19 protein-coding genes are annotated in these 21,837 nt (G+C 70.3%); 9 read left to right on the forward strand and 10 right to left on the reverse strand.

The genetic code is table 11. The annotated features are described in order from the left end of the window. Positions 1-15: 15 nt before the first annotated feature. Positions 16-1,008: a phospholipase D-like domain-containing protein gene (locus tag ACIF83_RS45250; RefSeq protein ID WP_399736425.1), complete on the reverse strand. Its 993-nt coding sequence runs from the start codon at positions 1,006-1,008 to the stop codon at positions 16-18. Between the two features lie 290 nt (positions 1,009-1,298). On the opposite strand from ACIF83_RS45250, the gene ACIF83_RS45255 reads away from it, so the two are divergent. The 3 genes from ACIF83_RS45255 (at position 1,299) to ACIF83_RS45265 (ending at position 4,097) form a co-directional block, all read left to right on the forward strand. After that, positions 1,299-2,420, forward strand: a complete 1,122-nt coding sequence (locus ACIF83_RS45255; RefSeq protein ID WP_399736428.1) for an endonuclease/exonuclease/phosphatase family protein — start codon at positions 1,299-1,301, stop codon at positions 2,418-2,420. Positions 2,421-2,486: 66 nt separating this feature from the next. After that, positions 2,487-3,479 carry a porphobilinogen synthase gene (gene hemB, locus ACIF83_RS45260; RefSeq protein WP_393467076.1) on the forward strand — a complete coding sequence of 331 codons (993 nt, stop codon included), beginning with the start codon at positions 2,487-2,489 and terminating at the stop codon, positions 3,477-3,479. A 264-nt stretch (positions 3,480-3,743) separates the two neighbouring features. Next, entirely contained in the window at positions 3,744-4,097 is a 354-nt protein-coding gene (locus ACIF83_RS45265; protein WP_393467079.1) for a DUF805 domain-containing protein, read from the forward strand. Between the two features lie 79 nt (positions 4,098-4,176). Here the strand turns inward: ACIF83_RS45265 and ACIF83_RS45270 are convergent, their stop codons facing one another. Continuing rightward, positions 4,177-4,926: a DUF4232 domain-containing protein gene (locus ACIF83_RS45270; RefSeq protein WP_399736432.1), complete on the reverse strand. Its 750-nt coding sequence runs from the start codon at positions 4,924-4,926 to the stop codon at positions 4,177-4,179. Positions 4,927-5,109: 183 nt separating this feature from the next. Between ACIF83_RS45270 and ACIF83_RS45275 the strand changes: the two genes are divergently transcribed. After that, positions 5,110-6,468, forward strand: a complete 1,359-nt coding sequence (locus ACIF83_RS45275) for a helix-turn-helix domain-containing protein (RefSeq protein ID WP_399736435.1) — start codon at positions 5,110-5,112, stop codon at positions 6,466-6,468. A gap of 113 nt (positions 6,469-6,581) precedes the next feature. Beyond that, complete coding sequence (locus ACIF83_RS45280; protein WP_399736438.1) at positions 6,582-7,784, forward strand: PLP-dependent aminotransferase family protein; 1,203 nt, start codon at positions 6,582-6,584, stop codon at positions 7,782-7,784. Positions 7,785-7,800: 16 nt separating this feature from the next. On the opposite strand, the gene ACIF83_RS45285 is transcribed toward ACIF83_RS45280, so the two are convergent. The 3 genes from ACIF83_RS45285 to ACIF83_RS45295 form a co-directional block, all read right to left on the reverse strand. After that, a complete protein-coding gene (locus ACIF83_RS45285) occupies positions 7,801-8,613 on the reverse strand; it encodes a DUF4253 domain-containing protein (protein ID WP_399736441.1) in 813 nt (270 codons plus the stop codon). Positions 8,614-8,645: 32 nt separating this feature from the next. Beyond that, positions 8,646-8,834 carry a DUF397 domain-containing protein gene (locus ACIF83_RS45290; protein ID WP_399736443.1) on the reverse strand — a complete coding sequence of 63 codons (189 nt, stop codon included), beginning with the start codon at positions 8,832-8,834 and terminating at the stop codon, positions 8,646-8,648. A 100-nt stretch (positions 8,835-8,934) separates the two neighbouring features. Further along, positions 8,935-9,609 (reverse strand): hypothetical protein, encoded by a 675-nt coding sequence (locus ACIF83_RS45295; protein ID WP_393467097.1) that lies wholly within the window; start codon positions 9,607-9,609, stop codon positions 8,935-8,937. 194 nt (positions 9,610-9,803) lie between these two features. Here ACIF83_RS45295 and ACIF83_RS45300 point away from each other — a divergent pair, with 194 nt between their 5' ends. The 3 genes from ACIF83_RS45300 to ACIF83_RS45310 all read left to right on the forward strand — a co-directional run bounded on the left by ACIF83_RS45300 (position 9,804) and on the right by ACIF83_RS45310 (position 14,740). Continuing rightward, positions 9,804-11,165, forward strand: coding sequence for a helix-turn-helix domain-containing protein (locus ACIF83_RS45300; protein ID WP_399736448.1), 1,362 nt, complete (start codon positions 9,804-9,806; stop codon positions 11,163-11,165). A 156-nt stretch (positions 11,166-11,321) separates the two neighbouring features. Further along, on the forward strand, positions 11,322-13,217 hold the full coding sequence (locus tag ACIF83_RS45305; protein WP_399736451.1) for a P-loop ATPase, Sll1717 family: 1,896 nt from the start codon (positions 11,322-11,324) through the stop codon (positions 13,215-13,217). Between the two features lie 56 nt (positions 13,218-13,273). Continuing rightward, positions 13,274-14,740 carry a protein kinase gene (locus tag ACIF83_RS45310; RefSeq protein ID WP_399736454.1) on the forward strand — a complete coding sequence of 489 codons (1,467 nt, stop codon included), beginning with the start codon at positions 13,274-13,276 and terminating at the stop codon, positions 14,738-14,740. A 47-nt stretch (positions 14,741-14,787) separates the two neighbouring features. On the opposite strand, the gene argS is transcribed toward ACIF83_RS45310, so the two are convergent. Then, positions 14,788-16,551, reverse strand: a complete 1,764-nt coding sequence (gene argS, locus ACIF83_RS45315; RefSeq protein ID WP_399736457.1) for an arginine--tRNA ligase — start codon at positions 16,549-16,551, stop codon at positions 14,788-14,790. A gap of 128 nt (positions 16,552-16,679) precedes the next feature. Between argS and lysS the strand changes: the two genes are divergently transcribed. Then, positions 16,680-18,419: a lysine--tRNA ligase gene (lysS, locus tag ACIF83_RS45320; protein ID WP_393467111.1), complete on the forward strand. Its 1,740-nt coding sequence runs from the start codon at positions 16,680-16,682 to the stop codon at positions 18,417-18,419. Between the two features lie 54 nt (positions 18,420-18,473). Here the strand turns inward: lysS and ACIF83_RS45325 are convergent, their stop codons facing one another. From ACIF83_RS45325 to ACIF83_RS45340, 4 genes are all read right to left on the reverse strand, one after another. Then, positions 18,474-19,100: a hypothetical protein gene (locus ACIF83_RS45325; RefSeq protein ID WP_399736460.1), complete on the reverse strand. Its 627-nt coding sequence runs from the start codon at positions 19,098-19,100 to the stop codon at positions 18,474-18,476. Between the two features lie 62 nt (positions 19,101-19,162). Then, positions 19,163-19,855: a hypothetical protein gene (locus ACIF83_RS45330; RefSeq protein WP_399736463.1), complete on the reverse strand. Its 693-nt coding sequence runs from the start codon at positions 19,853-19,855 to the stop codon at positions 19,163-19,165. Then, a complete protein-coding gene (locus ACIF83_RS45335; protein WP_393467118.1) occupies positions 19,852-20,373 on the reverse strand; it encodes a SigE family RNA polymerase sigma factor in 522 nt (173 codons plus the stop codon). Before ACIF83_RS45335 ends, ACIF83_RS45330 begins: the two co-directional genes overlap by 4 nt. Positions 20,374-20,552: 179 nt before the next feature. After that, positions 20,553-21,833 carry a hypothetical protein gene (locus tag ACIF83_RS45340; RefSeq protein ID WP_393467120.1) on the reverse strand — a complete coding sequence of 427 codons (1,281 nt, stop codon included), beginning with the start codon at positions 21,831-21,833 and terminating at the stop codon, positions 20,553-20,555. Between the last annotated feature and the right edge of the window lie 4 nt (positions 21,834-21,837).

Genomic DNA, 21,837 nt, shown 5'->3' on the forward strand with positions numbered 1-21,837 from the left:
TCTCGGCTCTCGGCGCTACGCCGCCGTCCCACCCGCGTAGTCGCTGTTGAACGTCGTCTCGATCGTGGAGGCCACCGGCTGGGCCACGCCTGTGCCGGTGAGGATGATGCCGAGCTCCCTGTTGTTGCTCAGGGAGTTGCTGCTGATGTTCATGGAGCCTGCTTCCACTTCCTGGGTGGAGAGGCCGTAGTCGACGACCATCGCCTTGGCGTGGATGTAGAAGCCGTTGGGGTCGGAGTAGCCGACGACCTTGCCGCCCGCGGACTTGATGGCGGAGACCTCGTCGGCGTAGCTGGAGGGGTTCTCCAGGACCACGCGTACCGCCACACCCGCCTTGGCCCGGGCGACGATGGCGTTGACCACCGAGCTGTCGCTCAGTTCGAGTTCCTCGATGTCGAGGGTCTTGGTGGCGGCGTTGATCAGCGACACCAGCCGGCTGCGGGAGTCGGTGGGGGACCAGAGCAGGTGGTCGCCGTCCGTGGGGGTGATCGACGTTCCCGCGTAGTCCGCGTCGAAGACCTTCTCTATCGACGCCACGTCCCTCGTGTCGTCGTCGAAGACGCCGTAGTCACGGCTGGTCGTGTAGTACTGGGACGTCAGGTTCCCGGTCATGATCAGGGACTTGGTGCCGTCCACCGTGATCGTCTTCTGGTGGGTGTAGACGAAGGCGGAGGGGGACCAGACGACCCCTATGCCGGCGTTCTTCAGGGACGTGTACGCCGCGTTGTTGGCGCTCTGGTGCCGGCGGTCCAGGACGACCCGGACCGTGACGCCCTTGTTCTCCAGTGCTATGAGGTCGTTGACGGCCGTCGTGTCCTCCAGCTCGTACATGGTCATGTCGAGCGTGCTCGTGGCCGAGTTGACGAAGTCGTAGATGGTGGGCTGGCTGCCGCTCCGGGAGAAGGCGAACGCGGAGTAGCTCGCGGCGTTCGCGGGGACGGCGGTGGCGACGACGGCGGCGCCGGCCGCGAGGGCGACGCCCGCACGGCCGAGGACCTTCCACTGCATGCGTGACTCCTGGTTGGGGAGAGGGAACTCACGGTGGGGGGAGTGGCGCGTGCATGCCACCACGCGCGTAGAACGCTGGGAAGGCGTGTGGCTCCAGAGACGGCCAGGAGACCGCAAAGAATCTGTATGCCGCCGTCGGCGGACGCGGTCACGGCGCCTGCGCGCCCGGCGTACCGGACGGGCCATCCCCGGTGGTCGTGGACGGCGTGCCGTGATCACCTGAGGACAGGTTGTGATGCTCCTGCGCCCTGGCACCTCCCGGGCTGCGCCGTCCGAAGGGCCCGCTCGTCATGTTCCGCACGTTCTCGGGTGGCACGCTGCCGCCCCGCCGGTTCCGGCACCGGCCCCTGTTCGCCGCCCTCGCCGCGGTCCTGTCCGTGTTCGCCCTCGCGGGACCGGGGGCACCGAACGCGGTCTCCGCCGCCCAGCCGCCCGCCACGCTCAGGGCCATGACCCGCAATCTCTACTGGGGAGCGGACCTCGCGCCGGTGTTCCAGGCGGACCAGGCCCACCTTCTCGGCGCGGTCGGCGCGGCGTTCGAGAACGTGCGGCGCACCGACTTCCCCGAGCGGGCCGAGGCCCTGGCCGACGAGATCGCGGGCCTCGATCCCCACGTGGTGGGCCTGCAGGAGGCGGCTCTGTGGCGCAGCGGGCCCCACGAATCCGCTCCCGCCACGCACGTCGAGTACGACTTCCTCGCGACCCTGCTCGGCAAGCTGGCCGACCGGGGCCTGCACTATCGCGCCGCGGTCGTGGTGAGCGACGGCGACTACGAGGCGCCCGGGACCGTCGACGGCCAGGTGCGCGACATCCGTCTCACGGACCGTGACGCGTTGCTGGTCCGCACCGATCTGCCCGCGAACGTCTTCTCCGTCGGTGGCACGCGAGGCGAGCGGTTCCGGCGGAACCTGGTGCTCAACAGCCAGGTGCTCGGCTCCGTGCCTCTCCTGCGCGGCTGGGTCGACGCCGACGTCACTCTGCACGGCCGGACCTTCCGTGTGGTCAGCACGCACCTGGAGAATCTCGACGCGGCTGTCCGGCAGGCGCAGGCCGAAGAACTCCTCGCCGGCCCGCTGGCGGACCGCGCGCGGCCGAGCGTGCTGCTGGGTGACCTCAACACGACTCCCGACAGCGCCACTTATCACCGCCTCACCGACCCGGTCGCCCGCGGCGGCGCCGCCTTCACCGACGTGTGGAACGCCCGGCACCCCGGCGCCCTCGGTCCCACCTGCTGCCGGACCCCCGACCTGCGGTCCGGTGAGCTGACCCTGCGCCTCGACTACGTGTTCTTCCGCGGCCCGTTCAGGGCGCTCGCGGCGGACCGGTCCGGTGAGGCAGCGGCCGACCGCACTCCTTCAGGTCTGTGGCCGTCCGACCACGCCGGCGTCCGGGGCGTGCTGCAGCTGCGTTGAGGGCGGGCGCCGCCGCCGACGCCGCGTCGGCAAAGGCCCACCTGGGGCGGGCGTAGCGTAGGAGCCATGACGAAGTACGGATCCTTCCCCGGTACGCGTCCCCGGCGGCTGCGCACCACCCCCGTCATGCGCCGTATGGTCGCCGAGACCCGGCTGCACCCGGCCGATTTCATCCTCCCTGCCTTCGTCCGTGAGGGCGTCAGCGAGCCCGTGCCGATCGCGGCCATGCCCGGCGTCGTCCAGCACACCCGCGACAGCCTGAAGAAGGCGGCCGTCGAGGCGGTGGAGGCCGGGATCTCCGGGATCATGCTGTTCGGCGTGCCGGAGGAGAGCAAGAAGGACGCGTTCGGGACTCCGGGGACCGATCCGGACGGGATCCTCCAGGTCGCCCTCCGCGATGTGCGCGCCGAGGTCGGCGACGACCTGCTCGTCATGTCCGACCTGTGCCTGGACGAGACCACCGACCACGGGCACTGCGGTGTCCTCGACGCGCAGGGGCGGGTCGACAACGACGCCACCCTGGAGCGGTACGCCGAGATGGCCCAGGTGCAGGCCGACGCCGGCGCCCATGTGGTCGGCCCCAGCGGAATGATGGACGGTCAGATCGGGGTCGTCCGCGACGCCCTGGACCAGATCGGCCGCGAGGACGTCGCGATCCTCGCCTACACCGCCAAGTACTCCTCCGCCTTCTACGGCCCCTTCCGCGAGGCGGTCGCCTCCTCGCTGCAGGGCGACCGCAAGACGTACCAGCAGGACCCCGCCAACTGGCGCGAGTCCCTGCGGGAGCTGGAGCTGGACCTGGCCGAGGGCGCCGACATGGTGATGGTCAAGCCGGCCGGTCCCTACCTCGACATCCTGGCGCGGGTCGCCGACAGCGTGGACGTCCCGGTCGCCGCCTACCAGATCTCCGGCGAGTACTCGATGGTCGAGGCCGCCGCCGAGAAGGGCTGGGTGGACCGCGACCGGGCCATCTTCGAGACCCTGACCGGCATCAAGCGGGCCGGAGCGCGGAACATCCTCACCTACTGGGCGACCGAAGTGGCGCAGAAGCTGCGCTGACGGACACGGTTCGAGATCGTTCCGGTTCCGAAAGGGCGGCGGGCCAGTCTCGGTGCGGCCGCTGTTCGGAAACGGAACGAACTCGGTTTCGGTAATGTCCGGCGGCCGTGCGGGGAACGGTCGGCGATCATGGGCCGACCTGTCCCGAATGTGATGTTCCGGACGCACCCCGACGCGAATGACGCGCACGCGCCAAACCCCTAATCTCTGCGCCTGGCCTGATCCGTTCCGGAGGGTCCGAACGTCGATCCCTGGGGGGTTGCCATGAGCTGGTTCATCGAGGCGCTGAAGAAGTACGCGGTATTCGGCGGGCGTGCGCGCCGCAAGGAGTACTGGCTGTTCATGCTGTTCGCGTGGATCATCTACGTCGCGCTGGCCACCGTCGGCGCCGTGGCCCACGCGCCCTACATCGTGGGCATCGCCGTGGTCTTCCTGCTGCCGGCCCTGGGCGTGACGGTGCGTCGGCTGCACGACACGGGCCGCTCCGGCTGGTGGATCTTCATCGGGATGATCCCGCTGATCGGCTCCATCGTCCTGCTGGTCTTCTACTGCTCGGACAGCCAGGCGGGCGCGAACAAGTACGGCCCGAACCCGAAGGAAGCCCCGGCGTTCGCGTAACGCCCTGCGAGTCGCCGTCCGTCGTCCGGCGTCCGCACACCGAGGCCGCCCGGGCCGTTGCCCGGGCGGCCTCGACGGTTCACCAGCCGGCGATGTCGTCCAGGTTCTGCTGCCAGTACGTGACCTTCAGCGAGCTGTCGTAGTACACGCCCTTCGCCGGCAGCGCCGGAGTCGCGGAGGCGCCACCGCTGCTGTTGGGGGTCTTCCCCTGGAAGCCGACGGTCAGCTTGTGGCCCGTCATGCCGCCCTCACCGCTTCCGTCGGCGGCGGAGAGCAGGACGGCCGCGTACCCGGACTCGCCGGGCGCGAGGGTCGTCACGGCCTGCGGGTGGGTCTGCTCGTCGGCCTGGGGCACCCACTGCATCTCGTCGAAGCGCAGGACCGGGAAGTAGGTCAGGTCGCAGTACTTCGAGCCGGTGTTCTTAACCGTGATGAGCATGTGGTTGAGCGGTCGGGACACCGGCTGCGCGGTGACCTTGGTGTTGGAACCGTTGCACAGGACGCGGTTCTTCGGGTCGGTCGGGTCCGAGGAGCCGCCCGAGCCGGAGGACGACGAGCCCGAGGACGACGAGCCCGAGGAACCGGCGGATCCCGAGCCCGACGACGTCGAGGAGCCCTTGGCGGAGCCGGGCGAGCCCGAAGTGGAGCCCGAACCCGTCGACTTGCCGGAGGCCGGCACGGCGGTGCCCTTGCCGCCCGTGGTCGCCGTCGATGAGGTCTTCGCGGCACCTTCGTCCCTCGTCCCCGTGCCGCCGCCGCACGCCGTGAGGGCGAGCGCGGCGAGGGCGACTCCGGTGACCGCGAGCAGGTGGGTACGGCGGGTGCGCATGGCTGGTCTCTTCTCTCGTCCGAGTGGTGGCGTGCTTGGATGGCCACAGCTTGTGGGGCGGTCCGTCCCGCCTGCCACAACCGGCGGAGGATCAGGGACGCTGGAATGCCCACATAGGCTCTGAGCTGCGGAGATACCCCTTCCCTGGAACGTGGGAACGGGACACGGGGAGAGGGAGGAACAGTGCCGGACAGCACTTCTGGCGCCGCTTTCGCCGAGCTGTTAAGAGAGTTGAAGGACCGGTCGGGGCTCAGCTACGGAGTCCTGGCCAAACGGCTCCACATGAGTACGTCGACGCTCCACCGGTACTGCAACGGGGACGCCGTACCGACCGACTACGCCCCCGTGGAACGCCTGGCCCGCCTCTGCAAGGCCTCGCCGGACGAACTGGTCGAGCTGCACCGGCGGTGGGTGGTGGCGGACGCGATGCGGGGCCGGGGCAAGGCGGAGGCGCCCGAGTCGGAGCCGGCGGGGAACATGCCCGGGCCCGGGTCGGAGTCGCCGACTGAGCCGGAGTCGCTGGCTGAGCCGGAGTCGCTGGCTGAGCCGGAGCGGCCGACCAGGCCGGAGCGGCCGACCGAGCCGGTTGCCGAGTCTCCGGACGCGCCTGCCCCGACCACTCGTCGTCGTGCCCGTACCGTCGTCGTCGCCGGGATCGCCGTCGCGGCTGTGCTCGGTGCCGTCATGCTGACCGTGAACCTGACCCCGGGCGGTTCGGACGCCGGGGACGGCAGTCCCCTCGCTGCGGCCTCGACGCCGGGTCACGCGGCGGACGGGCACACCTCGACGGCACCGCACACCCGCACCTCGCCGTCCGCCTCCGCCTCCGTCTCCGCGTCACCTTCCGGGTCACCCTCCGCGTCGGCCGAGGGCGAACCGAAGACGGACGGCAAGGACGAGGCCGAGTCCGGCGACGGTGCCTCCGACGCCGCTCCGCTGACGGTGGCGACCAGCGCGTACACCTGGGACAGCCCCTGCGACGGGCGCTACTTGATCAACCGGCCTCCGACGGAGGTGGCCCCGCCGCCGACCGAGGAGGCCGCGACCGCCTGGGTGGCCGCACACGGTGCCGTCTCCTCGGGGAAGCAGGAGGTCACGCTCACCGTGCAGGGCACCGGCAAGGAGACCGTGGTGGTGAAGAGCCTGACGGTTCATACGATCACCAAGCGCACACCGCTCGCATGGAACGACTACGTCATGGCCTACCCGGGCGTCGGCTGCGGCGGAAACGTCCCGACCCGCTCCTTCACCGCCGCGCTCGACTCCGCACGCCCCACCGTCCAGCCCGAGGCAGGACACCGGGACTTCCCGTTCAAGGTCAGCGAGTCGGACCCCGAGGTGTTCCACGTCACGGCCGAGGCCTCGGCGTACGACGTGAGCTGGTCCCTGGCGCTGGCCTGGTCCAGCGGCTCCCGCCACGGCGTGCTGCAGATCGACAACCACGGCCGGCTGTTCCGCACGAGCGGCAACAGCGGGCGTCCCGCCTACGAGTTCCCGCTGGGCGGCTCGGGGTGGGTCAAGGAGGGCACCACCAAGTTCTAGGCCGGCGATCGGTGTTGCCGGATGTCCGGATCGCGGAATTACGGGTGTAGAGGGCATGTAGTCCCTAGGCTGCGCGCGGAGAGGCAGTTCCCGGAGCCGAAGGAGAGCCGACCATGCCCGTCGCCGAACCCGCACCGCCCCGCGCCCCCGTTCCGCCGCTTGCGGCCCGAGCCCGCAGCGTGGCCGGTTCGCCCATCCGGGACATCCTGGCCGTCACCGCCCGCCCCGAGGTGATCAACTTCGCGGGCGGTCTCCCGGCCCCGGAAGTGTTCGACCGTGACGGCATAGCGGCGGCGTTCCGGGACGTGCTGGCGGAGACGCCCGCGCAGGCGCTCCAGTACGCCACCACGGAGGGCGAGCCGGCCCTCCGGTCCGGTCTGGCGGACCGTATAACGGCGTTCGGCCTGCCCACCGCCCCCGACGACCTGCTCATCACCACCGGCTCCCAGCAGGCCCTGTCCCTGCTGGCGACGGCGCTGATCGAGCCCGGCGACACGGTGCTGGTCGAAAGCCCCTGTTATCTGGCGGCACTTCAGGTCTTCGGGCTGGCGGGGGCACGGGTGGTGGCCGTGCCCGGGGACGAGGACGGGGTCGATCCGGCGGCGCTGGAGGAGGCGGTGCGGCGCGAGCGCCCGAAGCTGCTCTACCTGGTCCCCACCTTCCAGAACCCCACCGGCCGTACGATGCCGACCCCGCGCCGCGAGGCCGTCGCCGCCGTGGCGGCCCGCCAGGGGCTGTGGATCATCGAGGACGACCCCTACGGCGAACTCCGCTACGACGGAACCCGCCCGCCCTGGATCGCCGCCTGCCCCGGCGCCGAGGACCGTGTCGTCCTGCTCGGCTCCTTCTCCAAGGTCATGGCCCCCGGCCTGCGCCTCGGCTGGCTCCGCGCCCCCGCGGAACTCCGGCGCGCGTGCACGGTGGCCAAGCAGGCGGCGGACGTGCACACGGCGACCCTCAACCAGCTGGCCGCGGCCCGCTACCTGCACGTCCTGGAGGCCCACGTGGCCCGCGTCCGCGCCGTCTACGGCGAACGCCGGGACGCCATGCTGGCCGGCCTCCCCGACGCCCTCCCCGAGGGCTCCACCTGGAGCCGGCCCGAGGGCGGCATGTTCCTGTGGGTCCGCCTCCCGGAGTCGTACGACACCACGGCCCTTCTCCCGGACGTGGTCAAGCAGGACGTGGCCTACGTCCCCGGCGCCCCCTTCTACGCCACCGCCCCCGACCCCTCCACCCTCCGCCTGTGCTTCGTCACGCAGACACCGGAGGAGATCGCGGAGGGCCTGAGGCGGCTGGGCAGGGGGCTGCGGGGCTGAGTGCCGCAGGAGGACGTCAGTCCCACCAGAAGGACCAGGCCGGCTCACCGATCAGCCCCTTGGCGTACGCGCGCAGGGCGTCCGGGCCGTTCTGCGTGATGTTGTCCGGGCAGAACGCGAAGTGTTCCGCCGCCACCGCCTCGGCCTCGGCCAGGGTGGTCGGCGGCGCGGCGACCGACACGGTCAGCGTGTCGAAGGTGAGCGCCACCACCCGTATGCCGAAGCGGTCCTCCCAGGAACGGAGGACGGTGCACAGCCGGGCCACGTCGTCCTCGTAGTTCAGCGGTCCCGACCAGCCGATCGCCGCCGGGACGTCCGCGGACCGCCGGGCGGGAACGAGGGCGAGGTGCGGGTCCTTCAGCCACGCCCGGGTGCCGTCCGTCAACGAGTCCGCGACCTGGGCGGCACGGGTGTCCGGATCAGCGGTGGGGGAGAGGGCGGGCGCAAGACCGGGCCACTCGATCCCGAACGGCTCGGCCTCCTCCGCCAGTTCCTCCTCGCAGTCCTCCCAGTACTCCGCGAGGACGTCCTCGGCGTCGTGATCGCCCGGGTACGACACCTCGTCCGGCGCCAACCCCCAGTTCACCGGCCCGCCCTGCCCGTCCTGCACATCCACCAGCACGGGAAGGAGCCCGGCACGCGCGGCCGGTGCGCCCAACGCCTTCCAGGTGCCGGGCGCGGCCGCCTTCTTCGCATGCCACAACAGCGGCTCGTGCCAGGGGCCTTCGTCCGTCGCGTCGATCAGCCTGCCGGGCGGCAGCTGGAGCCCGAGGGACCGACCACTCGGGTCCGTCGTCAACTTGGGCAGCGGGTTGGGAAGAGTCGCCATGTCAGTGACTGTAAGGGGCGGCACTGACAACGCTAGCGCGAGGCGAACTCCGTGAAGGAAGCCCAAGTGGCCGGGGCGATCCGGAGGGTTGGGGCATCGGAGGGGTTCTGCTTCGAGTCGCGGATGTGGATGGTGGTGGAGGAGACGGCTGCTTCGAGGCAGGCGGCGCCTTCGTTGCCGCTGTAGCTCGACTTGAACCACTGGGGTGCTGTGCTGCTCATTGCTCTCCTAGCAGACGATCGAGTCGATCGAGCAGGGCAGGCGGGCGGACGCCCTGGGTGCCGACCGTGACACGGCCGGCACCCGGACGCGGCCGTGTCCTTACGCGGCGGACAGCGCGTCGGCCGCGGAAGGCTGCCAGACCGAGATCCGCGGGGCGTGAACGTGTGCCTTCACCGGGATGCGGAGGGTGTCGCCGCTGTCCAGCTTCACGGTCAGGTACGAGGTGTCGCTGCCCTGCCCCGGGGCGTCCTGCTGGTCGAGTGCGACGCCCTCGTAGTTCGACTGTCCGGGACGCAGGATGTTGGGACCGCCGCCGATGCCACCGGGGGTGGTTGCCCGGACGTGGCCGTCGAAGGTGACGAGGCCGATGATGCCGAGGTCGCAGCGGGCGCCGCTGGTGTTCTTGGCGGTGATCAGCAGGTGGTTCAAGGGCCGTGAGACCGGGGCGGCGGTGACCGTCAGCTGGCCGGCACGGCACATCCCGGCTCGGGTGCCGCCGCCACCGGACGCCGTGCCCGAGCTGTGCGTGCCGGTCTGCTTGGCGGCCGTGGGCGTGGCCGTGGACTTGGCCGAGCCGTTGCCCTCCGCCGCTGTTCCGGTGGCGGCGCGGGACGGCTCGGCGGTGGACGAGGCGGTGGCGTGCGCCGGAGCCGACGCGGTCGCGGCCGTGCCGGTGGGGGCGGAACCCGTGGCGGAGCCGGGGTCGCAGGCGACGAGGGCGAAGGAGCCGAGGGCCAGGGTGGCCGCGGAGACCAGGAAGCGCTGGACGGACATGTGGTGCTTCTCCCGTTGGTTGGTTCGGTCGGGGCCGGATCGGGTGAACCGGCCGGTGACCTGAACCGTGCGGTGCGATCCGTCTCACCCGCTAGATTCCACGGGGAGTTGGGAACCCTGAAACGGTTCCACGCCGTCTGAACTGGGGATACGTCGGGGCCTGGAACGCCGTTCTGGGACGTTGGGGAGAGACGATGGCGGACGAGTCCCAGGAACTGGCGAAGCTGCTGCTCGCGCTGAAGGAGCGTTCCGGCCGCAGCTACGGCGCGCTCGGCAAGCGACTCCACATCAGCACGTCCACGGTGCACCGCTACTGCAACGGCACGACGGTGCCGAACGACTACGCCCCGCTGGAGCGGCTCGCCCGCGTGTGCGGGGCCACTCGGGACGAGTTGGTGGAGCTGCACCGCCACTGGATCCTGGCGGACGCCGCTCGCCGACGGGCGACCGAGACGCCCGGCACTCACGAGGCCGAGGTGGTCGCTGATCACGCCGAGGACTCCGCCGAAGTCGAACCGGCCGGTGCCTCCGACGTCGCCGTAGTCGCCGACGTACCGGCCACATCGGAGGCGTCGGCCGAACCGCCATCGACCGCAGCCCCGGCCGTACGGCCCCGCAGGCGGCGGTCCGCCGTCGTGGCCGCTGCCGTCGTGAGCGCAGTCGCCGTCACGGCTGCCGTGGCCGCTGCGGCCATGCAGTTCGGATCGGCCTCCGACAGCGGGGAGAGGACCGCGGCGCGTGCGGCCGGGCAGTCCGGTGCCGCACGTGACGCGGCGACCGCGTCCGACCGTGCAACGGCCGGGACGTTCGCCCCGGCGTCCACCACATCGCCGTCCTCATCAGCCGATGCCAGTCGCTCGCCCGGGACGCCGACGGAAGCCGGCAAGCCTTCGGAGAGCGGCGGCACAGCCGGCGACACCGCACCGCCGTTCCACGTGAACGTCCTGACGAACAACTGGGACAGCCCCTGCGACCAGTGGTTCCTCCTCCAGCGCCCGCCGGACCGGGTGGCTCCGCCGCCGGCCGGTCAGGCCACCGATGGCTGGGCGGCCTCCCAGGGCGCCGCACCGGCCGGGCACCTGCGGCTCCAGGTCACCGTGCAGGGCAGCAGCAGCCGGCCCGTCGTGCTGCACGCGCTCCGCGTCCGCACCACCAGCACCCGCGCGGCACCGAAGGGGAACGCCTACATGATGGGCAGCGGCTGCGGCGGAGACCTGGCGCCCGCCTCGTTCGCCGTCGACCTCGACGCACCGGCGCCGAACGCGAAGCCGGTACCCGGCCACGAGGGCAACATCGAGACGCGCGCGACGAACTTCCCGTACAAGGTGTCCGTCGACGACCCGGAAGTGCTGAACATCGACGCGAGCACCGCCGCCCAGGACGTCGGCTGGTACCTCGAACTGACCTGGAGCAGCGGAGACCAGCAGGGCACGGCCCGGATCGACGACCACGGAAAACCGTTCCGCACGGTGGGCATGCGCGGCGACAAGGCCTACTGGTACAACGCCGTCGGCGTCGGCCAGTGGGAGCCCTACAGCGAGCCTGACGCGGGCTAGCGGGGCAGGCGTCTCACCAGAGCCTGTTGCCCGCCTGTGCTGAGAACTCGTGCGGTGTGGGTTCGCCCTCTGCCGGCCGGGCCTGGCTCGGTACGGTGTCCCTGAGGAACGACGCCTTGGGGGGACCGGGTGGACAACGAACCGTTACTCGCGCGCGTGCACTTCGGACGCGAGGACGCCGAACGGGATGTGACCGAAGGGCTGTTGCTGCGCGGCGGGTTTCTGCCGAACCCCGCCTACAGGGCTGCGCTCAGTGGGCGCAAGATGCTGATCATCGGCCGCAAGGGGTCCGGGAAGAGCGCCATCTGCATGTGGTTGATGTCGAACGCCGGGCACGGCGGCGGCAAGGTGCTCGTCACTCCCGACGAGGCCGCGGGCGAGGAGATCCGGCGGTTCGAGTTGCAGGGGCTGCCGGGTGACTCGGCCAAGGCGCTGATCTGGCGGTACGTGTTCGCCGTACACGCGGCCCGGCACCTGGTGACGCACGCCAAGGACGCACACGGCAAGAAACCCGACTCGGTGAAAGCCCTCGGGCGGTTCCTCAAGCAGAACGGCGAGGGACCGGACGGCGGCGGCCGACTGGTGGAGCGCCTGGCGCAGGGCGCGCGCGGATTGCAGGGTTCTCTGTCCCTGGAGGCGTTCGGGGCCAAGGCGAGTGTGAATCTCGCCCAGTCGCCGTCCGAAGGGGCCCGGGCCGCACGGCAGTTGGAGGTCGTCGAGCAAGGGGTCGCGCGGGCTTTCGCCGACCTGGGGTGCGACGGTGTCGTACACCCTCCACTGTTGCTCATGGTCGACCAGCTGGAACAGGTGTGGTCGGCCGAGCCGGACAGCAACTCCATGGTGATCGGGCTGCTGCTCGCGGCGAAGTACGCGGCGAGCCTCTACGGGCGTTCCGTGCGGTTCCTGCTGTTCCTGCGTGCGGACATCTATGACTCCCTTTCCTTCGGGGAAGGCGACAAGTTCCACGGCGACGAACTGAGGATCGCCTGGACGGAACAGGCGCTGCGGGATCTCGCGCTGGCCCGGGCACAGGCCTCCGCCGGGCCGGGGCTGAGCGGGGAGCAACTGTGGAAGGAGCTGTTCCCGCAGACGGTGGGCGGGGAGGAGATCACGGCATACCTTTTCGGGCGGTGCCTGCCACGCCCCCGCGATGCCATCCAGTTCCTCAACGCTTGTGTGGAGAAGGCCTGGCTTGGGCAGGAGCGGGACCGGATCACCGAGGCGGACGTGGAGCAGGCCGGCCGGCAGTTCTCCGAGTGGAAGCTCAAGGACCTGGCCTCGGAGTACCTGGTCGCGCATCCCTTCCTGCGCAACCTCTTCCCGCTCTTCCAGAACACGGGGTACGTCGTCACCCGCGCCGGCCTCGCCCACCGCTTCGAGGCCGCTGCCCCCACGCTCCACCACGAGTTCCCCGCGTACGCCGACGTGCTCACGCTCTCCGGAGTCGTCGACGTGCTGTACGGCGTCGGCTTCCTCGGGGTGCGGCGTGGCAGCGGTGTGGTGTACGCCGGGGACGACGGTCTGCCGGTCCAGCCGCACGAGACCGAGTTCCAGGTCCACCCCTGCTTCCGGGCGGCGCTCGGCGCGACCCGCGCCATCGACCTGCGGTGCTTCGAGCCGCAGCGCGTGGAGGCGCGGATCGCGTCGGGCAACTTCAGCCCCGGTGCGTCCGGGACGTCCTCCCTCAACCGCGACGACCGGCTGCTCATGCAGCTCGCGCGCTCCTGCCACTCGATCGTCGCCCAGGTCGGGCGGGCGGTGGCGCTCACACCGGACGTGCGGGACGAGATCACGAGCCAGGTCAACCGCATCCTGGACGGCGTCAGCCGCATACCTCCGAGATCCGCCGCCTCCATGGGCATCGACGTGGACGAGTATCTCCGCACCACTGCCTACTACTTCACCACCCTGGCCGCCCAACTCGGCGCCGGCGGACTGGAGGAGGCCACCGGCATCGGCGACGTCGTCCGCCGCGTCGAGGAGGAGGAGCGGCGGCTGCGGAGGTCCGCGGGCGGGTCGTACGGAAGCTCGGGGGACTCGTTGGGCTACTGAAGGCGGGATACTCATAAGGGAGTTCCGGGACAGATTGCCGTCGGGAGAGAGAACCGGTGCTGAACGAGGTGCTTGCCGGGCGGTTCCGGATCACCGGGCTGCTGGGGTCCGGCGGGATGGGCCGGGTGTGGGCCGCCGAGGACGAGCGGATGCGGCGGGATGTCGCGGTGAAAGTCGTGCATCCGCAGCACGGGATGGACGAAGCGGAGACGCAGGCCCGGTTCCAGCGTGAGGTGCAGCTGGCCGGGCGGCTGACCCACCGGAACATCGTGACCATGCACGACTGGGGCGAGGCGTCGGTCGACGGGCGTCCCACCCTGTTCCTCGTCATGGAGCTGGTGGAGGGAGTGCCCCTCCACCAGCGGCTCAAGAAATCGACGCCGGACTGGCCGCTCGCCGTGGGCTGGGCCGCGCAGATAGCGGAGGCGCTGCATGCCGCGCACCGCCACGGCGTGGTCCACCGGGACATCAAGCCTGCCAACGCGCTGCTCACGCCGGACGGCGTGGTGAAGGTTCTCGACTTCGGGGTCGCGAAATTCATGGGAGAGACCATCGGGGCACGCGACCTGACCGTCACAGGCACACCGGTGGGCTCACCGTCGTACATGTCCCCGGAACAGGTCGAGGGCGACAAGACGATCGACCACCGCAGTGACCTGTATTCGCTGGGGTGTTTCCTGTATCACGTGGTGACGGGTCGGCCGCCGTTCACGGGGAGCACCCAGTGGGCGGTGCTCCGCAAGCAGATCGAGGTCGCCCCGGAGCCACCTGCGTCGCGGGTCGAGGGCGGCCTCCCGGCCCCCCTGAACGACCTCATCCTGAACCTCCTCGCCAAACGCCCGGATGACCGCCCGGCGGACGCAGCGGCCGTCTACGAGACCCTGAGCACCCTCCTCGCCGACCACGCGGCTACAGAGCCCGGCGGAAACATCCTGGCCATCACACAACTGGGGCACAGCCACTCGGTGTCGGGGCGGATTCTGAAGCGGGCGTGGGAACTCTTCCAGCGGGCGGAGCGGAACAGGGAGGAGGCCGAGGAACTGCTCGCCAAGGCGCAGGCGGAGGCAAAGAACCAGGTCTCGGAGGCCTTTCGCGAGGCCAGCAAGGTGCGCATCAACGCCGTCAAGAAGGCCGAGGCGCTGCTCAGTGAGGCCGAGGAGAAGAAGGCCACGCTTATCCGGGCGGGCGAGGAGCTCAGGGCCCAGGTGATGCGCGAGGCCAAACGCACGGTCGAGGAACGCAGGCGCGAGCTGGAAATTCTCGCCCGGCGCCGCGAGGACATCGACGCCGAGATCGAGAGGTTCGCCGTGTTGCTGTCCACGGAGGAGCCCCAGCGGTCCGAGGAGGACTACTACCTGGTCTTCAGGCAGTCGATTGACGGCAGCTACCCCACCTTCGACCGGTTCAGGGACGGTGTGAAGGCGACGTACGGCATCACGCTCCCGCCTGACCAGGCCGCTCGCATGGTCAACCGCTTCATCAACCGCCACACGGCGGAACTGCAGGACGAGCACATCGCGTAGAGGCCACCTCCGGGGGTGCCGACCCCGGAGGCGGGCTCACGAACCGGTCAGAGCTTCTCAGGCGTCCTGATCCCCAGCAGCGCCATGCCCTGCTGCAGCGTGCGGGCCGTGACGTCGCACAGGAAGAGGCGGTTCTCCACCTGCTCCGGCGTCTCGGCCTTCAGGACCGGGCACTTGTCGTAGAAGGTCGTGTACAGGGACGCCAGCTGGTACAGGTACGCGGCCAGCTTGTGCGGGGCGTACTCCTTCGCGGCCTCGGCCACCGTCTCCGCGAAGGAGTCGGCGTGCAGGCCGAGGGCGCGCTCGGCGTCGGCCAGAGCCAGCTCCGGGTGGGCCGCCGGGCGGACCTCGCCGGCCTTGCGGAGGATGGACTGGATACGGGCGTACGCGTACTGGAGGTAGACGGACGTGTCGCCGTTCAGCGAGACCATCTGGTCCAGGTCGAACTTGTAGTCCCGGTTGGCCGAGGTCGACAGGTCCGCGTACTTCACCGCGCCGATGCCCACCTGGGCGCCCCGCTCGGCGATCTCCTCCTCGGACAGGTCCTGGGCCTTCTCCCGGACCACGGCCGAGGCGCGGTCGATCGCCTCGTCGAGGAGGTCGACCAGGCGGACCGTCTCGCCCTCACGCGTCTTGAACGGCTTGCCGTCCTTGCCGAGGACCGTACCGAAGGCCAGCTGGAACGCCGTGACGTCGTCGTTGAGCCAGCCGGCCCGGCGGGCGGTCTCGAAGACCATCCTGAAGTGCAGGGCCTGGCGGGCGTCCACCACGTACAGGAGGGTGTTCGCCTTGAGGTTGAAGACGCGGTCGCGGATCGCCGAGAGGTCGGTGGCCGCGTAGCCGTAGCCGCCGTCGGACTTCTGGACGATCAGCGGGACCAGGTTGCCGTCCGGGCCCTTGATGTCGTCGAAGAAGACACAGAGGGCGCCCTCGGAGCGGACCGCCACGCCGGACTCTTCGAGCAGGCTGCAGGTCTCGGCCAGCATGTCGTTGTAGCCGGACTCGCCGACGATGTCGGGGTCCTGGATCTCCATGTCCAGCTTCTCGAAGACGGAGAAGAAGTAGATCTTCGACTCGTCCACGAACTTCTGCCACATGGCGAGGGTCTTCGGGTCGCCCGCCTGGAGGTCCACCACCCGGCGCCGGGCACGGGTCTTGAACTCCTCGTCGGCGTCGAACTTCTTCCGCGCGGCCTTGTAGAGGCGGTCGAGGTTCGACATCGCCTCCTCGCCGGTCACCTCGGCGCTCTTGTGGTCCAGCTCGTGCGGGTGCTCGTCCAGGTACTGGATGAGCATGCCGAACTGGGTGCCCCAGTCGCCGATGTGGTGCCGCCGGACCACGTTCTCGCCGGTGAACTCCAGGAGCTGGACGACCGAGTCGCCGATGACCGCCGACCGCAGGTGGCCGACGTGCATCTCCTTCGCCACGTTCGGCTGCGCGTAGTCGATCACCGTCGTGCCCGGCTGCGCGGCGAGCGGCACGCCGAGGCGGCCCGTCTCGTCCGTGTACCGCGCGGCCAGGTTCTCGGTGATCGCCCGGTCCGTGATCGTGATGTTCAGGAAGCCGGGGCCGGAGACCTCGATCTCCTTGATCACGTCACCGGCGACAACCTGGGAGACGACCTGCGTGGCCAGCTCCCGCGGGTTCGCCTTCGCCTTCTTGGCGAGCGCCAGGATCCCGTTGGCCTGGAAGTCGGCCCGGTCGCTACGTCGCAGCAGCGGGTCCGCGCCGGCGGCCTCCGGCAGGGAAGCCGAGAGGGCGGACGCGAGCTGCTGCTGGACGGAATCGCTGAGGGACGTGACCGAGGCCATAGGAATGGGTGCCGTTCTCCTCGTGGGGATGGATAGACCCAGCCAGTATCCCATGGGAGGTAAAGCCGTTTTCGCCGACGCAAGCCCGTCTGTGAGAATGGGGTGTCACCCCGTTCAGAAAGAAGGACGTGCCGATCGTGGCTCAGAGCACCGAGACCACCGACTGGGTCTCCCGTTTCGCGGATGAGGTCATCGAGGAGTCGGAGCGTCGGGCCCCGGGCAAACCTGTGGTCGTCGCGTCCGGTCTCTCCCCGTCCGGTCCGATCCACCTGGGCAACCTGCGCGAGGTCATGACCCCGCACCTGGTCGCCGACGAGGTCCGCCGCCGCGGGCACCAGGTCCGCCACCTGATCTCCTGGGACGACTACGACCGGTACCGGAAGGTGCCGGCGGGCGTCGCGGGGGTCGACGAGTCGTGGGCCGAGCACATCGGCAAGCCGCTGACCTCCGTCCCGGCCCCGAAGGGCTCCGCCCACCCGAACTGGGCCGAGCACTTCAAGGCCGCGATGATCGAGTCGCTCGCCGAGCTGGGCGTCGAGTTCGACGGCATCAGCCAGACCGCGCAGTACACCTCCGGTGTCTACCGCGAGCAGATCCTGCACGCCATGAAGCACCGCGGCGACATCGACGCGATCCTCGCCCAGTACCGGACGAAGAAGGCTCCTGCCAAGAAGCAGCAGAAGGCCGTCGACGAGGCCGAGCTGGAGGCCGAGGAGGGCTCGGGCGCCGCGTCCGAGGACGACGGCAGCTCCGGCTCCGCCGGGTACTTCCCGTACAAGCCGTACTGCGGCAACTGCGAGAAGGACCTGACGACCGTCACCTCGTACGACGACGAGAGCACCGAGCTGGCGTACACCTGCACGGCCTGCGGGTTCTCCGAGACCGTCCGGCTGAGCGAGTTCAACCGCGGCAAGCTGGTCTGGAAGGTCGACTGGCCGATGCGGTGGGCCTTCGAGGGTGTCGTCTTCGAGCCGAGCGGTGTCGACCACTCGTCTCCGGGGTCCTCGTTCCAGGTGGGCGGCCAGATCGTCGGGATCTTCGGCGGCAAGCAGCCCATCGGTCCGATGTACGCGTTCGTCGGCATCTCCGGCATGGCGAAGATGTCGTCCTCGCGGGGTGGCGTGCCCACCCCCGCGGACGCTCTGAAGATCATGGAGCCGCAGCTCCTGCGCTGGCTGTACGCCCGCCGCCGGCCCAACCAGTCCTTCAAGATCGCCTTCGACCAGGAGATCCAGCGGCTCTACGACGAGTGGGACAAGCTGGCGGGCAAGGTCGCGGACGGGTCCGCGCTGCCGGCCGATGTCGCCGCGTACACGCGGGCCGTGGGTACGGCCGCCGGTGAGCTGGTGAAGACGCCGCGTCCGCTGCCGTACCGCACGCTCGCCTCCGTCGCCGACATCACCGCCGGGCACGAGGACCAGGCGCTGCGGATCCTCTCCGAGCTGGACCCGGAGCAGCCGCTGTCCTCGCTGGACGAGGCGCGGCCGCGGTACGACAGGGCCGAGGCGTGGATCAACACCCACGTCCCCGCCGACCAGCGCACGATCGTCCGGGACGAGCCGGACGCCGAGCTGCTGAAGTCCCTCGACGAGGCGTCCCAGCAGTCGGTACGGCTGCTGCTCGACGGGCTCGCCGAGCACTGGTCGCTCGACGGGCTGACCCACCTGGTGTACGGCGTGCCCAAGGTGCAGGCCGGGTTCTCGGCCGACGCCACGCCCAAGGAGCTGCCGGCGGAGATCAAGACGGCTCAGCGGTCGTTCTTCGCGCTGCTCTACCACCTGCTGGTGGGCCGGGACACCGGGCCTCGGCTGCCCACGCTGCTGCTGGCGGTGGGGCAGGAGCGGGTGCGGGCCCTGCTCGGGGAGTAGACCGCGTCATAGGAGGAGGGGGCGCCCGGTGTCACCGGGCGCCCCCTCCTGTGTTCACTGGCTCTTCGTGGAGATGTCGCGGGTGGCTTCGAGGAGCGGCAACTTCTGTACACCGTCTGCCGGCTGCTTGTCGGAGGGCGGTCCATCCGTCTGGACCGACATGACGACGACGACCTGGTAGTCGCCGGGGTGCCTGTCCACGTCGGACCATGTGGTGCCGGGGCAGAGGCTGTCGAGCGCCAGGGTCTTGACGTAGGGGCGCTTACCGACGGGGTACAGGAGGGCCGACCCGTTGACCGGACCAGTGTCGGCGGCGGGCTTCTGACGGCCGGCGATGACGCCGTGCTTGAGCAGGAGGGCCGTGGGCGGGACATCGACGATCGGCAGGCTGAGTGCCTCTGTCCGGTCGTGGGAGGTGATCTTGTAGGTGGTCCGCAGCGTGGAGCCTTGGCGCCGCAGGGACGTGACGTTCAGCTGCATGGATTCAGCGGGGCCGCTGACGCGGACTGGAGGTGCGATGGTGCTGTCGCAGGGCAGGGAGCGGTCCTGTTGTTTCAGCGGCGGGGTCGTGGTGGTCGGGGCGGGGTGGGCCGGATGACCGGTCACCGCGTCGGAATTCCCCCCGCATCCGGCGAGGGCGAGCAGCAGGACGGGGACGGCGGGCAGCAGGGCGCGGCGCATGGGTTCCTCCGTGAGGTCGTGAGGTCGTGAGGTGGTGAGGTGTCGAGAGTGGTGAGGAGCATTCATCCGGCCAGGGGGGCACGGGCGACGATCGATGCATCGGGGGCCTGGGCGCCGGGGGTCCCGGCGCGCTGGGCGGCGAGGACGACGGCCACTTCGTAGCCGCCCCTCCACACCGAGCTCCAGTTGGCTCCCGCGCAGGGACGGCCCGGCACGGGCGCGAGCCGGGCGCGGTGCGGACGGTCGGGGGTGATGGTCGCCTGGTGCGCGGTGTTCTCGGATGCCGGTCCGGAGGGATCCTGACCGGCCACGACCCGGCCGTCCTTCAGGACGAGGATCCGCGGCTCACCGGACAGGACAGCGGGGGCGGTCGCGGTCACCGTGTAGCTGACCCGCGGGGATCCGTCCGGAGCCTTGCGCACACTGGAGACGCGCACGGTCACGGCTCCCCGGTCGGAACTCGCCGGGACTCTCGCGCCGCAGGTGTAATGAGGGAGCCCTGGAGCTTCGCCGCTCGTCGCCGGGGGCTGCCGGTGTACCGCGTCCGCCGGTGCCTTGATCTCCGGTGTCGAGGCGGACGGCAGCGTGTTCAGCACCACCGCGGCGGCCACGGCCAAGCCCGCCCCGGCCACGGCGGTGTACCGGGCGGCTCTGCGCCGGCGCACCCGGGTCCGGACCCGCTCGGTGTCGATCTCCGGCATCGGTGTGTGCTGCGCTGCGGCCAGCAACTGTTCGCGCACGTCCTCGGGCTTCATGTCTCCAGCCTTTCCTCCGCGACGTGCTGGGTGGGTGGCCGCAACTGGGCGCCCAGCCTGGCCAGCGCGTCGCTCAGATGACGCTTGACCGTCCCCTCACCGCAGCCGAGCTGCGCCGCGATGCCCGCGGTGGACATGTCCTCGTAGTAACGGAGCACCACGCACGCCCGCTGCCTCGGCGACAGTCCGTGCATGGCATCCATGAGGTCGACCCGGTGCAGGACGTCCGTGCTGTGGTCGGCGACCGGCTCCGACGACACGAGCCGTGGAAGGGCGCGGATCCAACGGGTTCGGCGCCGGTGCAGGTCCAGGTAGCGGTTGAGCATCGTGCGACGCACGTATGCCTCCGCCTCCCCCAGTTCCCACGCACGGCGGGGCCGGGAGAAGACCCGTACCAGTGCCTCCTGAACCAGGTCGGCGGCCTCCGCGCGATCGCCGCACAGCAGGAAGCCGTACCGGTTCAGCTCCGCGCCGCGCTCCTGCGCCAGCTCGGACAGCAGGCTCGACCATTCGGCCACATTCCCTCCGATCCCCTCACCCGGTATCACGAACAACTCCCCCGTCCGGTTGGGGCCTTGCGGCCGATGAATTCGACCGGGCGGTCGTGGGCGGTCCGCACGGGAAGCCGTACGCACGCGCGAGGGGCACCACGGGCTCCGGGTGGTAGCTCCGTGGTGCCCCTCGCGGCGGTGCCGGGTTACTGGTGAGGGTTCAGCTTCAGGCCGAAGTTGCGGAGGATGTCAGGGGCCTCCGTCCAGTACAGCTCCTGCGTACCGTTGTTGGCGGAGACGATTCCGCGCGCCTGGCGGCGGCGGCTGTCGTTGATCGTGAAGACGAGGCCACCGGAGTCGCCCTGGGTGCAGGTGTAGGACCCGTGGCCGTGGACACCCCGCACGTTGTGGGTGGAACCGTCCTCCCACTTGATGGAGTACCGGTAGTCGTCACTGACGGTCTCGATGTTGCAGGGGACACCCTTGCCGTTGTAGTACGAGCGGGCGCCGTCCTGGCAGACGTTCTGTCCGTTGTAGGAGTAGGCGTAGTTGTTGACGGCGTACCACTTGCCGGAGGGCTTGTCGGCCTCGTCCGAGTTGAAGCCCTTGCCGTTGTACAGGCCGCTGTCGATGGCCTGGGCGTCCCACCCGTCCTTGGTGCTGGTGACCTTGCCGAAGTACTTGCCCTTGGAGTAGGTCCAGTGGCCGGGGGTCCGGCCGCCCTCGCCGTAGACACCCGAGCCGTTGGGGAAGCAGTGGGCGGCGGTGATGAGGTAGTCGCGTCCGTGCGAGTTCTCGGCGGCGATGCCGGCGGTGCACTGCGAGACATAGCCGGACTTGCGGGAGTTGCCGATGAGGACGTCGCCGCCGATCTGCGGACGGGTGTCGTTCCAGCGCCAGGAGGCCGCCGTCTTGACCTTGCCGGGCACGTAGGTGACGGGGATGCCGTCCAGCCGGGCGCCCTGAGCAGCCCTGACTTGCCGCAGTGCGCTCGGCTTGACCTCGACGGTGATGCCGGAGCCGTCGGCCTTGGGCAGCGCGCCGTAGTACACCGCCTTCGAGGCGTCCTTGACGGCGCCCAGCGGGAATATCTTGTCGATCTCCCGGTCCAGCACCTTCCTGCTGAAATCGGCGTGCTGTACGCGTATCAGCGCGGTGTTGATCGCCGGGTGGGCGTGCTTGGCGGCGGCGATCAGCTTCGCGGCCCGGGTGCTGTCGGTGGCGAGGAGGGTGACGGAGCCGCCGTTCTCGTCGACGTGCAGGTCGCTGTAGGTGTCGGCGAACGCCCCACGGCCCTGCTCGCCGAGGGCGTTGGCGACGGCGTTCAGTGGTGCGACCTTCTTGGCGTGCGCGAGGAGCGCGGCGTCGGTGGTGGTGGCTCGCTGTCCGTCGTTGGCCTCGGCCGCCGGCGTCACGGTGACGGCGAGCAGAGCACCTAACGCCGACGCGGTGGCCAGCGCCAGGAATTTGGTACGCGAAGCGTGCATGAGA

Origin of the sequence: Streptomyces sp. NPDC085866 (genome assembly GCF_044541035.1) — a bacterium.
In the GTDB taxonomy this organism is placed as follows: Bacteria; Actinomycetota; Actinomycetes; order Streptomycetales; family Streptomycetaceae; genus Streptomyces.